Raw genomic sequence first — 15613 nt, 5'->3', positions numbered from 1 at the left:
CATCTTCTTTCAAATCTTTTCTATCATTAGAATGGATAGTTCGCGAAAATGGAATTCTCGATATTGATAAAAATATTATCAAGATCCGCGTTATCCACAACACCATCTCCGTTCAAATCCGTAGCTAAAACCCCGAAGTTTGAATTCTCGATATCTGGGAAAATCGAATCCAAATCAGCGTTATCGATTACCTGATCTAGGTTCAAATCTCCTGTATACATAGCAAACACTCCAGTTTCAATCTCTCTCATATTATCACCATAAGCTTGTGAAGCACCTGATGAGAAGTCATAAGAAAGTGGCGTAGTGCCCACTGCCTGAGCAGTAGCTGACCATGTCTCGATGATGTTCGAACCTTTCACTACAATGTAGTAAGAACCTGCTGCTGCAGTATTGAACGTACAAGTTAAACTACCATCGGTTTTCAAAGTACCAATCGCCGTATCAACCAAAGCATAAGTTGTAGCATCGTGCAACTCGATAGTCAAATCTTCTACTTCGTCTGCTGGTGATACATAATCTTGGTTCAACTTCACTGAGTTCATCGTGCTGCCTCCAATGTAGTAGCCTTCAATAAACAAAGTCAAGTTTACTACTGAACCTGCTGAACATGGGTTCGTTGGGTTAAGTGCTGGGTTAGTGTCATCACAGTCATCGTTTGTAGTTGAATAACCTGCCGGTGTAGTCAAACCTGAACAAACTGAAGCAGTAGCTGTACTTCCGTAAGTATCACCATCTGCATCTACATAGAACGTAGCGAATTGGTAAATGTTTACGTTAGTATCGTCGCAATCAGTGTTGTTAGCTACATAACCTACTGGTTGTGTACAAGCCAATTGTGAAACTGCAGCATTACCAAATCCGTCTGTATCAGCATCAGCATACCAAGTGGTAGCTGTATCAACTACAACAGTAGTAGTAGATGAAGCTGAAGAACATCCGGTTGCTGGGTTGGTTACATAAACAGTGTATGTACCCGCAGCCAACGCAGTGGCAGGAAGCGATGGGTTTTGCAATGAAGAAGTAAATCCATCAGGACCAGACCAAGTGTAAGCAGCAGTATTCGGAGTGAAAGTAATACTTTGGTTAGCAGCTAAACTAGCAGTATTATTAGAATACTGAACTGCACCAGTAGAACTCCATTGGATACCTACAGTGGCACCAGCTCCAAAATCAAGTAGTGTATCTCCAAAAGTAACATCTGGATAAACATAAGTGATTGTTCCGGTAACAGTATTCAATTGTACTTGGAAAGTAACAGAATCTGTTGTTGACGCCAAATCATCATGAGTAGCAGTGGTGTACTGAATAATGAAAAGGTTTCCTACAGTCTGAGTCTTTACCGAAGCACCAGATTGAATATCTAAATCGTCCCACAAAGGAGCCAAGAAAATATTTCCTGCACCATTTGCAGTACTTGGCAAAGCAGCATTAGCTGTTGAAATATCTCCTGTTGTAGAACCTAAAGCTATCGCACCATTCATACCAACTCTTGCAGCAGTATACGAAATACCATTGAAAGTAAACGCAGGCATAGTAATGTTGTGTTCGCTATCATCAGAAACAGTACCAACAGAAGTTCCTGTAGTGTTGATATCAATAAATGACACACCACTATTAGAATTCATTGAGTAACCACTGATCGTTACTGTAGAAGCTGACAAGTTGATGTTTCCTGTAGAACAAACTGGTGAGTTTGAACCAGCAGTTGGAGTTGCAGGAAGCGGATTAACCGTGTAAACAAAAGTTACAGCAGTTCCTGTACAACCATTGGCTACCGGAGTAACCGAAATAGTTGCAGTTCCCGCTACTGTTGTAAATGAAGGAATTTCAGTTACACCAGTTACGTTAGCCAAACCAATAGCGGCACCACCAGTGATGTTGAAAGTAACACCAGAAGGCGTACCAGTCAATGGAATCGCAGTAGTGGTTACACCGGCACAAGCAGTTTGCGCTGATGGAGCCGTAGCAGTTGGAATAGGGTTAACAACCAAGGTTACAGCATCGCTAGTAACTGCTGGATCACCACATGATGAGTTGATCACTACATCATAAGTACCATCGTTAGCTGAAGTAACGTTCAATAAATTCAACGTTGGATTGATTTCACCAAACAAATCTACACCACCTTTACGCCATTGGTAAGTCAAGTTAGCACCTGTAGCAGCCACAGTAAATGTAGCAGTAGTTCCCTGACAAGCAGAAACGTTAGTTGGCTGAGTGGTAATCGCAATACCTGCAGCTACGCTTACGGTAACTGTTTTCGTTGTAGAACATCCTGTAGAGCTAGAAATAGTAACAGTGTACTCAGTAGTTGCAGTAACACCAGTTGCGATTGGATTAGCAATATTAGGATTAGATAAGAACGTGGTTGGTGACCAAGAGTAAGTGTAAGTTGGCTTAGTAGTAGCACCCGTAATATTTACACTGTAATCTTCGTACTCACCAAAACCAGGATTAGCACAAGAAATAGTACTTGCAACAGCAGTGCTGAATCTTGAAGCAACTCTCATGCGAGTAACACCATTGTAAGCTGTAGTTGGAACAGTAACACTGTTGTTAACAACAGCAGTAGTACCTGATGTAGTTAAAGCTTTGAATTCGTTAGCTTCAAAAGTGCCATCTTGATCGTAGTCAATCCAAACACCAAATTGTTGGCTTGAACCAGAACCTGCTTGAATACTCAGTGGAATCACAACACCAGCAGTAACATTAGCTGTTAATGAAGTAAAGTCTCCGTATTGAGCAGCAGATTGACCTGTAGCATTATTTACAATACCTCCAAAAGAGAAGTTATTGATAAAGTCAGTCCCATCGCTAGAGGTTACTGTTGGAATACAGTATGAAGATGACCCATCTAAACCAGAGCTAGCTACTAACTGAGAATCTGTTCCTGAACATACTGTTGAAGGAGTAGCAGAAATTGTTGATGTAGCAACCATATCAGGAGCGACTGTTACTGTAGCAGTAGCAGTGCTGATACAACCAGCAGCAGTAGTACCTGTTACTGTATAAGTAGTTGTAACAGTAGGGTTAGCAGAAACTGTATCACCTGTACCTGTTAAACCAGTGGTTGGAGACCATACATAAGTACCTCCTACACCAGCACCGCTAGCAGTAAGCGTAACCGCAGCACCGCTTGGAGAACAGATAAGTGAAGTTGAAGGTGAAGCTACAATGGTTGGAGTAGTAACAATCAACTCAGCAGTGTTAGAGTCAATTGCCGGACAAGGCGAAGGACCGCTTACTCTACATCTGTAGTAGTGAGGACCAGCTCCTAATGCAGCGGTTGTGTTTACGGTCAACAAAGTACCGTTAGCACCCGTATAACTAGCTCCTGTTGGTAGACCTGCAGCTACATTATCCCAATCAGCACCATTAGATGAATACTGCCATTGGAAACCAGTTGCGCCAGTTCCAGAAACTAAAAACGTCGAAGTAGCAGCAGCATTACCACAAATAGTAACATTTTGAACCGCACCAGGACCAGTAGTTTCAACTGTCTGAGCTGTATTTACGGTAAGTAATGCAGGGTTTGAAACTACTTGAGAAGAATTGTAAGTAGCTACTACGATGAAGTACCATCCGTTTTCAGTAGCCGAAACTCCGTTAATATCTAAAGTAGAACCCGTTACACCTGATGGGAAAGTAAGAGAGCCAAAGTCTCCTGTAATCTCTTGATAATCAAAATTATTATCAACAGCATAGAACCATTGGTAAGTTACCCCAGATGTAGGTGTAGAAACAGTTGAGAAACTAACACTTCCTGAACCACAAATGGTTTGAGGCGCAGGGTCTGAAGTAGTCAAATCAGAAACTGTCAACAAAGCACCGTTTGATTCAACCGGACCAGTACATGGGCTAGTTGAAGAAACAACAGCACGATAGTATAATCCGTTGAAAGGAACGATAGTAGCGTTAGGAATATGCAATGTAGCTGAAGTTTGACCTGTGTAAAGTGGATCAGTAACTAAGATATCAGACCAAGTACCGGTTGCTCCAGAAGGAGAAACTTGCCATTGATAACCAGAAACTGAACCTGAAGCCACTACGCTAAATGTTGTATCAGTAGGATTCACACCATCATACTCCAATACACTCTGAGCCAAAGGCTGAGTAGTAATAGCTATTGGAGCATAAACATTTACAGTAACTGTATTCGGTGCATAAGAAGTACAACCAGTAGTGGTGTTTACAATTCTAGCACTAATAGTAGTCGAACCAACTGTTAATGGTGTCAAGATACCATCAACATCAATAGTAGCAACTGCTGGGTTAGATGAAATCCATTCTACTCCTACTGAGCTCACAAATTGAATTGGAGAAGGAATAGAAGGCGTACCTAAACAAACTGAAGTAGCTCCACCTGTAATAGCGTCCACTGCTTCATTGTTTTGAGTTACGGTAACTGCAGCAGAAACTGTATTACAACCATTAGTACCTTCTAATGTAGCGTTGTAAGTTCTGTTTGCTGTTGGTTTAGAGTAAACTGTAGCAGCACTGCCTCCTGTGTAAGGAATAGTAGCGGCAGCATCTGTATACAAATCAGTCGTTGGAGCCCAAGTAATCACTGGTGAAGGCGGAGTGAAAGTAAACATTCTGCCTGAAGCTGGAACACCAGCATTCGAATTATTCGCAGTAGTAGTACTAGTCGTATTAGAAGTTAAAGTTACACTACTGAAGTTAGTTCCATTGATCGAATAACCAACAGAGGCTGAACCTGCAGTTTGAGCACCAAAAGTTCCATAACGGTATTCAATTACATTGGTAGTTTCATACAACCAAGCTTGGAATGTAGAATTCGCAGCACCTGACACAGCACGTGGAATAGTTACATTCCACTGAACAATGAAAATTCTGTTAGGCGCAGTACCTGTAACTAAAGTTTTCACACTTCCATCAGAACCAGTAGCCAAGTCATCCCAGTAAGGATATAATCTAGGAATATTAGACGTACTTGTAACACTATTAGTGAATTCATTAGTTGCTGCAGTTGATCCTAACTTAATCCATCCGTCAGGAGATACTGAGTACTGAGAATATGTTACTCCGTTAAATACAAAGTTGAAACCGATGTTCAATGGTGAAACAGTCACATCATCATCATTACTAGTGGTAAGAACAGTAGTAGCACCCGTCATAGGATCAAGTGATGCGCCTGTACTTGTAGAGAACGACAATACACTAGGAACTGTAGCAGTCAAAGTACTTATTCCGTTAGCACAAACTGCAGCTGGTGTAGCTGTAGTCGATGTTAAAACTGGGTAAGCCGTTACTGTAGCTGTGAATGTTGTTGAAGTAGTACAGAAACCATCAGTAGCAGTTACCGTGTAAGTGTATGTTCCTGCAGCAGTTGGAGTGATGGTTTGGCTAGCACCTGTTAATGGCGTAGTGATACCACTTCCTGTTGTAGAAGTCCATGTATAAGTGTAGCTAGCATTTAAGCTAGAAGCTGTTACTGTAAAACCACTTCCAATACAAACACTCTGATTAGCAATAGTATCGATGCTGTCAGGAGCATTTACAGTAGCTGTAATTAAAGTTCTTGCACTTTCACAACCTGTAGCAGGATCAACAACTGATACGTAGAAATTAGTAGTAGCACTAATAGCTGTAGTATAAGTTGCAGAAGTACTGCTTTGTAAAGCTGTTGTAGTAACGTTGTCTGCATACCACTTAAATGTAGGAGTGGTAAATGCATTAGGATCTGTAACAGAAACTAATGGAACAGCAGTCCCACAAGTTGCATCTGTAACACCTTGAACTGGAGCTGATGGAACAGGGTTAACTGTAACTGTCACACCGCTTGGTGTAATAGTACATCCGGCCGCAGTAATAGTAGGAGTATACGTTGTAGTTGTTGTTGGGTTAACTACAACATTGTTACCTGAGAAAGTATTGGTTCCGTCATTCCAAGAAACCGAAGTAATCGCTGGAGCGGCATTATAACCAAAAGTTGCTAATGGTCTGTTGGTAAATGTAGTTCCAGAGGCAGCAGTACATGCGCCAGCCGTAGCTAACAATTGTGAATTTCTTACAGTTGCAGGCGTAGTAGCTGCCACAGTAGAAGATCCGCTAGCAGAAGCGACTGTATAACAGATATTCACTAAGACGTCTGAAACTCCATCCCAAGCATAAGGTGTTTGGAATGTATGTGTATTCACACCAGATACCGGGGTAAATGATGCTTGAGTATATACTTGAGTTAACGAAGGTGTTTGGAAAGCAGCAACAGCAGTTGTTGAAGTTGCGGCTCCTAAACTAATAGTATAGTTGGTGTAAGCACCGCTACCAACACTAGTAACATTGAAACCAATAGATGTCAAGTTACCAGCTGTAACACCAGCAGCAGTTAATTCTGCGGCAGTGTAAATAAGTTGGTGTCTAAAATCACCACTACCAAAACCATGTCTGTAAACACTTCCTGAGAACTCAGTAGTAGTTTGTGTACCTATGGTTGCAGAACCCGGAGCGCTAAGCGTAGCAGTCAAAGTGGTAGCTGTATTACTAGCACAAACGGTTGTTGAACTCGCTGTAGCTGAAGCCATACCAAATAATGGCTCATCTTTATAAGTAACTCCTGATTGTGTTTTAACCAAGCCATTTCCATCTGTAGCAGTGACAGACCAAGCAACGGTTGCGTTCACTGGGCTAACAGTTGGGATAACTCCAGACCAAACATCCATCGATGGGAAACCATTACCAGTAGTGTTAGTCATAGTAATTGCAGTTTGTGCAGTACCATTAACAGAGTAGTTAATTACTACACCTGTTACAGCAGCTCCTCCAGGAGTTACTTCAACAGTTACTGTTCTAGCAGCATTTGCACACTGATTACCTGATGGAGAAATTGTCAAGTTAGCTAAACTAGCCGCCGCTTTATTACCCATCAAGAAGAAACCTGGCAAGGTAGTATTTTTAGGTGCAGTAGTTTCCATGGTGTTTGAAGTAGTAGTTACTGTAACACCACCTTGAATGTCATAGGCTCCGTTTACAGTAGTACTTGCAGCAATTGCATCTCTTCCTGTTGGATCATCATTCAATCTGATTAAAGTATCAGTGAAGTTTGCAGATCCGTTTGTGATGCTAGCCGCCCAGTATTTAGTAGAACTAATGGCACTAATATTCAAACCTGGAGTACCTCCAGCGTTTCCATCAAATGCTTCAGCTTGAACCGTAACCGTTCCTCCTGCATTGGTTGTTGGATTCACCAATGAGAAAGTATTCAACGCACTCTTACCAATTGGAAAAGTGTAAGTTGAACCAGTTACTAAACTAGCTGGCAAGGTAAGAGCCAAAGGACCGTTAACATATGCAGTAGCTAAAGTTCTAACAATGCTACCTGTAGTTGTACCTGTAACCGTTAAAACGTTTGAACTATCTGTATTAATGTTTCCTCCAGACAAAGCATTGAAAGTCAAAGTTGTTGCAGAAAGATTACCACCTGCAATTGTTAAACCATTAGAGTTTGTCTGAGTTAAGAAGCCTAAAGCACGTGAGGTAGGAATTTCAAAGCCAGTTGTTCTAGCAGCTAATTCCTGAGCATAAATTACACCATGTGTTCCTGTACCTAAATTAAAGGTAGGAGCAGCATCAAATGAACCTCCTGCTAAAACGTTACCTGCATAACCAATTTGAACTGTTGTGTTCAAAGCAGCACCAGTACCAAAAGTAATTTTGTTACTATTGGTTACAGCACCATTGAACAAGTTCACTCTTAACAAAGGAATCTGGTTGGTATGGGTAATAGTCAAACCACTTGTGTTTTGGACAGACATAGTACCAATATTAGTTAGTACTGTTCCTGAACCAGCAAAAGTTTGCGCGACGTTTGTAGGTGAGAAGAACTGTAATGTTGAAGGACTAGCCGTACCGGTAAGTGTTCCATCATTTGTAAATGTAGTACCTCTTTGCGAATAGAAAGCAGAGTTAATATTCAAAGTACCTGCAGCACCAATGTTAGTGTTACCTAATACAACAACACCGTTAGTTGAAGTTGTACCATTTCCTGATTGGAAAGTACCGCCATTGATATTCACGTTTCCATTCACTGTTACAGTACCTGAAGTAACTGCTCTGAAAATACCTGTTCCGGTAGCAGTAACTGTAAGGTTTCCTTTAATAACAGCTGTTGTACCAGAAGTCCATACACTCTGAGTACCTGTAGAAGTAGTTGAGTTGTATACAAAATTTCCAAAACTTTGTGTTGGGTTAGTAATACCTGTTGAAGTAGTACCCCCTGTAATAGTAACTGTAGATGTGGTATCCCAAGTTGCCAATGGGATAAAACCATTGGTTGTTGTAAATGAACCGTGTGAGTAGTTAGATCCTGAAGCAAAAGCTAAAGTGGCTGTAGAACCAGTCATACAACCAGAAGATCCAGCAATGTTATTGTTAACAGAACCAGTAACAGTTACTAAAGTACCTGTACCTCCTGTTGTGTTAATTAAGTTGGAAGTACTTCCAGCAGCATTGTAAGTACCCGCAATGAGACCTGTATTTCCAGTTCCTGAAAAAGCAAATGCAGCAGCATTCGCAGCATTACTTAAATTTAAAGTACTACCAGCTTCAACTACTAAATCATCACCACCACCACCACTAATTGTGGTTGTTCTGGTAGTTGTAATACTTGATTGAAGAGTTAAGTTCGTGTTGCTAGTTACTTTGAACTGACCAATCGTTTGAGCAGCTACATCATGACTAATGATTAACGAACCGCCAGAAGTTGTACCAGCACCATCAACAATTAAAATGTCACTACTTGCTGGCGTAGTTCTATTGCTTCCACCACCAGCAGGGTTGGTGTTCCAGTTAGAAGCAAGCCCCCATGTAGACCCAGAAGCTCCTACCCAATAATAGGTTGTACCTGCTGTAGTAGCTTGAGAACCTGTGATTCCGGTTGTAAATAATGCTTCAGTACCAGCTTGTATCTTATAGTAATAAGTTGTACCCGGACTAAGACCAGTTTGTGCCAAGGAATAAGCCGTACCTGTTCCAGCCGAAGTAGTCGAAGCAACTACCGATGTAACAACACCAGTAGTAAAACCAGCGTCTAACGCTCTAGTTACTACAAAGAAGCTCTCCCCAACTGCATTATCAACCCAGTTAGGTGTAATTGTTGACAAAGTAACAGCCGTAAACGTCAAACTACTTGCGTCGCCTGTTGGCGCCGTTTGACCCGGTGTAAATTGAAAAAATCTTCTCGATCCTTGAGAAGATGACCCCATGTTGGCAACAAGAGGAGAACCAGTTGTAGCTCCCGACCCAGCCGCAATTGTGTTAGATGCTAATGTAGCAGATGCAGCGAAAGTTGGCGTAGCACTGATAGTGATGGAGCCAGCAGTTGTAGCAGTATTGCTCGATGCAATAAATATTGATCTTGTTTGAGAAGTAGAAGCCGAATTGTATAGCTCACCATACATGTAAGTCACAATACCTGTTGTTTCTTCTATCCAAACTTGCATATTACCAGCGTTGGTAATGTTTACGAAGTTGACATAAAATTGATTCCATTCAACAACCAATTTTCTGTTTGGAGCAGTACCAATCACCTTGATACGAATTCCATTTCCAACCTCGTTATCCCCAGTCATCGGCGCCAAAATAGCTCTGTTTGCCGTCAGCGAAGATTCTTGCGAAGCAGCAGCTGTAGCAGAAGCAGATGCATGGAGCACCATCTGGCCGTTCGAGTTTGCACTGAAATGCGTGTACTTTCCACCCATAAAGTAGAAGTCAAACCCGATTGCGGTAATAGTACCTGCGGTGTCATCATTGACCCCTGTCATGATAGTTGTACTACCAGAAGACAAGTCTTCAAGCGTGCCGTTAGTACCGGTTGAATAAACGTAATTGGTTATGTTCTGCGCATTTGCCCATTGGCCTGTGGCCAAAAACAAAAACATCAGAAGTAAAACCAACCACGATTTTCTCGTGTTTTTGGAACTGGATGTAGGCGGAGAACCGACCGTATCCCCAATTCCGCTTCTAAGCCAAGTATCCCTACCTGAACTTAAAGAATTGTAGTTTACATTCATAATTAAAAAATTGGGTTAAATAAATAAAGCTGTTAATATATAAAGAGTTAATAAAAGGTTAATGCAAATCACACTATAATCGACGAAAAGCACTGAAATACCGATTAAATACAAAAAAGAAGTAAGCCTTAAAAAATTAAAACTTACTACTTTTCTGTTAATTCCTTAATAAATCTATTAGAAAATTATTTTTTTATTGACAACATCACCATTGACAGTGGCAATTTGAACCATCAAAACTTGACTTGCCAAACCAAGATTAGGCAACAATATTGACTTGCTATTCACATTATTTCTTGAAATAATTAAACGTCCTTGAACGTCATACACCTTAACTGATTGTATATTAATTTTTGAAGTTTCAATGCGAATATCGTCTAGTTGTTTGAATACAATCACGTCATTTTCTTGAAAGTCAACCGGACTAACATTAAGCAAATTAGTGTAGCGAAGCACAAAGCGATTATTGAAAGTCCCCGCTTCGGTAACAAAAGTGTATGAGCCTGATTTAAGATCGTGATAAGTATTTAATACTGTGTCTTCAATATATATAGGAGTAGTAACTTCCGAAAGCAATCCATCTGTATTAGAAAGCGCAATAGTAAAGCTGCCAGCAGCATCAGTTCTATAACCCAGAGGCACTTGATCATTTGAATCAAAAGGCAAGGATCTTCCTTGAATAGTAAGATTTTTAGAATCGACTACCGAATAAAAACTAATTGGATTACCTGCCTCAAGAACTTCTCCATCAAAACCGTTTTCATATTCATTGGTAGCATTTTCTACATAACCAACCAACAATTGTTTGAACTTATCTCCAGCGGAGTCCGTTAAATCTAGCCACAACCTATGCTTCTCTTGTGTTGCAGACATACGGAAAAACTGTGTATTCGAACCAGCTACACGCATCGAATTTCTGAACGTAACTGTACTAGTTCCAGCAGTTACAACTCTGGCCATAAAACCTTGACCTGAAGATATAATCCCTGTTGGAACAGCGTTGTTCAGACCTGGCGCACCTGCGGTAGGGATTGCCCCTAAAGTTCCTCCTGTTCTATTATAGGTTGCGAAATCACTAGACACATAATTACTTCCATTAAACAAAGTGTTGTGGGTCCAGAAATAAAATGTTGTACCTGTACCTAGGGTACCTAAAACTCCTGGGTTTCCATCCATTAAAAGATCGGCACTTAATGGGCTTGGGTAAGGATTACCAATAAAATTAAGATCGTTGCCCGCAGAGTTGTTGTATACTGTTACACTATAATTCCCATTGTTAGGTGTACCCTTAAAAATATGAATAGATTCTTGGTAAGTATTAACTGGATGCCCTTGAGGTCCACGAATACCATAACCCACCCCAGGGGTCATTGTAGAAATAATAGAAGGGTATGTCCATACATAGGCATTTGAATCAAACCTAATATACTTATCAGCTAAAGTTCCTGGAGCAAACACATTCAATACGGTATTCGATAGCGGAGAAGACCAATAAGTATAGTCAAATTTTCGAGTATAAATGGTTCTTTGATAACTAACATTGGTAGCAGAAGAAATATTGGTGTTCGTCGTTGCTAAAGGATTCTGCATTAAACTAGCCGCTCCGGAGAAAGGATATGTCGTATCATCCAAGAAATTCAAGGCTCCGGTTGCAGCAACATTAACTATTCCATTGACGGTAAGCGTTACTCCCGGGTTTACATTCACCGTCGCGCCGTTGTTAACTTTTAGTGAACAAATTGACAAATCTGCCGATAGTGTTAAAGTACCTGAAGTAACCGTTACATTATCCGTTGGAGTTGGAGGACCAGGATTCCACGCACCATTCCAAGTAACAGTTGGATAAGTAATTGTAATAGTGTTCGAAAAAAGTGTCGGACAACCTTGAATCATTGCTCTAATGTAGGTGGTACTAGAAAGACCCGTTACATCTGCCGGAGTTAAGATGTCTTTACCAGCAGAACCCGGAATTGTGGTAGCTCCGGTAAATCCGGGATTATCAGCCATTTGCCAACCTACAATAGTTGCAGGAACACTAGGAACATAACCTGTTAGCGTAATATTAGAAGAAATAGCAGTATCGCCACATGATAAAGTTTGATTACCCGTTGCAGCACCAGCTTGAGTTACTGTGACAGTTACTGGCGTACTAGTATCACAGAAAGGAGGCGTTAATGCTGCTGCAGTAGCAACGTAGGTTTGATCAGCGTTTAACTTAGCATAAACTACACCTGTAGCAGTACCCGCATATGGTACTGTAGCCCCAGCATCAAGCCACAAACCAGTTGTTGGCGCCCATGTTAAAAGAGCAGGTGTACTTCCTGTGATTTTAAAATTATCAATACACCACCACCAAGCATATGGAGCATCAATGTATTTGAATTTGATACGAACATGAGTGTTTGCAGGAATTGCATAAGCAGACAAATCAATAATTTCATTTACAAATGAAGTTCTTCCTCCCTGATCAGAATTGTAAACCCGTAAAGTTGTCCATACCTCAGAAGCGTTTAAATCAAGTGTACCATTAGTATCAATCATAATCTGAACTTCTGCTGTACCTCCTAAATCATCATAATGATGCCAAAAACTCATCGAAACATTAGTAAAAGTAGACAAGTCAAAATCAGGAGACACAATTTCAGTATTAGTGTTACCTCCTGAACCTTGAGCATCACTATTGGTCATAAAAAACTGACTAGAATCGTTACTTGAAAAAGTAAAACTATTGAAAGGCTCTAAATATGGGCTTGGTCTCAAAGTCCATGTAGAACCTGCTGGCCCAAGTCTAGTTCCACCAGTTGATGTATTGAACGACACAAAAGAATTGGTTGGACTATTGAAGTCTTCCTCAATCACGACAGCACCATTAACAATACCTCCTGTAGCTACTATAGGAGTCGTAATACCAGCGCATACTGGAATCGTTGACGGAGTGAAAACAATTGGAGTAGGAACATCGTATACAGTTACAGTATAAGTAACCGTATTTGACAAAAACAATCCACTAGCTTGTGTAGCTGTAAGCGTATAGGTATTTACTCCTGAGTTAGTCGGATTGAAAACCCACCCTGAGATTGCATCGCCAGTTACACCAACACTAGGATTCCAAACAAAATTATCATAGCTACCGGCTCCTGCGGTTAAAGTAATTAAAGGAGACGATCCTCCATTACAATAAGAAGTGAATGAACCCGAGATAGTTAAAGGGGGTGGCGGTGAAGTTACAAAAACTGAATAATCTTCAAATGTGCCCCATGTACCTGTATAACATGGACCATTGGTAGTTGCAGGTGCCACAACCTGAGACAAATTATTGGCATCTGAAGCTCCAATACGCATTCTATGAGGACCTAGAGCAGCAGTGAGAGGAACATTAAAACTGATATTATTTAATCCATTAGGCAATTCAGCACCGCCATTATCAAATACAGTTTCGCCAGCATCAAAAAAATCGCCATCGTCGTTGTAATCAATCCAGATTCTTGTATAATATCCTGACCCAACAAAGCCTGCAATTGAGAACCTGATTGACATATTTACTGTTGTGTTCTGAGAAATATTTGTTGACAAGTTGGTATAATTTCCATAATTACCAGTCTCAGCACCAGTAGTATTATTAATAGAACCAATAGTCACATTAATAATTCCTTGACTGTCAACACTCGTTGGTCCTGGAGTACAAGGTGAGGGAGGAGGAGCCAAAGTAGTAAATGATGCCAATGTTGACCAAGCACTATATACTCCAGCGCAATTAGATCTAACCCAAATATAATAGGTAGTAGAAGATGTTAAACCAGTTAAGGTCGTTACCGTTCCAGCGATTACCCCAGATATTGAACTAGTAGCTATAGGTGCAGTTGCAGAAGTAGATACATAATACTCATAACCTGCAGATGGAGCTGGTGATGGAGCAGTCCAACCTACAATGGCAGAGTTATAAGTAACCGAAGCTGGTGTTAATGATGTTGGCGGAGAACAGGTTGGATCTCCAAGTGAAATTTCATCAATCTGCAAATACCCTTGGTTAAATGCCGCATATCCATTGAAGCCTAGATAATAATTCCCGGTGCCCGGAGCAACAAAGTGGAATGTAAATGTATTTGGAGAGGATTTAATCGCATCATGGTTGGCTAGCAAAGTAGTCATACCAGCAGCTGTATTAACAGTGCCTATTTTAACCTGCATTCTCTGGTTGAACTGAGCCAACTCGCGCGAGCCTCCATACTTATATGACACTCTATAGGTATTACCAGCTGTTAATGAAATCAATCTGGTAAAGAACCAAGTGTCAGTAGCAGCGACACTAGCCGTTTTAAGATTTTTATTTGTAAAACCATAATAAGGCACTACATTGTTTACCGTAATCATAGCAGCACCTGTTGTAACGACTGTACTAGTACAATTGGGGATGGCTGGAACCGTAACCCCTTCAAAATTTTCAGAATAAGGATAAACTGGCGTTGAACATAAAGGCGTTAATGATCCCGTTATGCATTGAGCAAAAGGTTTACAACTTGATCGAACGAAAAAAGTATAAGATGTACCAGCAACCAAACCAGTTATCGAGGCACTAGTTAAAGAGGTATTGGTTGGCCCACCAATTGTTGTTCCCGATACAGTTTCGCGCACTTCCCAAATATAATCTACAAAAGAGGCTGTTTCAAAAGCTGGGGCCGTCCAACTGAAATTTACCGTGGTATTATCAACTTGTAAATTAGTGACCAAGTTAGTCGTATTGAAACAAGAAGGTGTCCAAGTAAACATGGTATTTGCAGCCGGTCCTCCACCAACAGTATTATTCAAGGCAATGGTATTGTTATTAGCAACACCCGGAGCTGTCGCTGACCAAGGGCCAATTCTATTACTAAAACTTGTATTAGTCAAACCCCTCAACCCTACTTGACCGGTTGTAGAAGTTGCTGAAGCAGTGGTCCACGACTTATATTGAATCTCAATCCTCATATCCGCCTCATACAAACGAATTTGAAAATTAACAAACCCATCCAAGTTTGTGGTAAGGTTTCGACGCTTCATGTTTTTGTACTCGACAGTAAAAACCTGACTTCCTGCCGAGCCAGTTGTCAAATATTTGATATCTGCTCCGTCATTTAAATAAGCAGTACTTGCTCCGAGTTGAATATTTCCAGCTAAGTTAGCACCAAAACCTGAAATGGCTCCACTATATGCGGTACCACTACTTATAGGAGTAGTTGCTCCTGCTGGCGAGGTTGAACCAAAAGTGATGTAACCATTGTCTGAAATTGTTACCGTGCTATATAGCGCATTGTTGAATGCAAAGTTAAATCCAATCGAAATACCAGTTGCATTAATCTGTGCAGCACCTCCAAAACTTACTCCTGCTGCTCCAGACACCGAAGTTCCACCAACCATGTCCACATAAGCAGGACCCGTTGATTGAGCAAAAGTATAGTCATTAGCAAAATTACCTTGAGCATGAATTGATCCACTCAATAAGAACAAAGCCGAGATAAACAAGAAGGAATAAAAAAATGAATTCACTTTTGCTTTGCCGACTGAGAAGTAGGCGCTTGAGTTAAGAAGTAATTTTTTTGTCA

At 40.8% G+C, this 15613-nt stretch carries 2 protein-coding genes; both read right to left on the bottom strand.

What is annotated here, in order from left to right:
* Positions 1–26: 26 nt before the first annotated feature.
* Positions 27–10034: a GEVED domain-containing protein gene (locus G4D82_RS10565; protein ID WP_166337255.1), complete on the bottom strand. Its 10008-nt coding sequence runs from the start codon at positions 10032–10034 to the stop codon at positions 27–29.
* 177 nt (positions 10035–10211) lie between these two features.
* A complete protein-coding gene (locus tag G4D82_RS10560; protein ID WP_235924338.1) occupies positions 10212–15428 on the bottom strand; it encodes a GEVED domain-containing protein in 5217 nt (1738 codons plus the stop codon).
* Between the last annotated feature and the right edge of the window lie 185 nt (positions 15429–15613).

This window comes from Flavobacterium lotistagni (assembly GCF_011392125.1).
GTDB classification, from domain to species: Bacteria; Bacteroidota; Bacteroidia; order Flavobacteriales; family Flavobacteriaceae; genus Flavobacterium; species Flavobacterium lotistagni.
The sequence above is the reverse complement of the archived record's forward strand: the minus strand, read 5'-3'. Positions and strand labels throughout refer to the sequence as shown.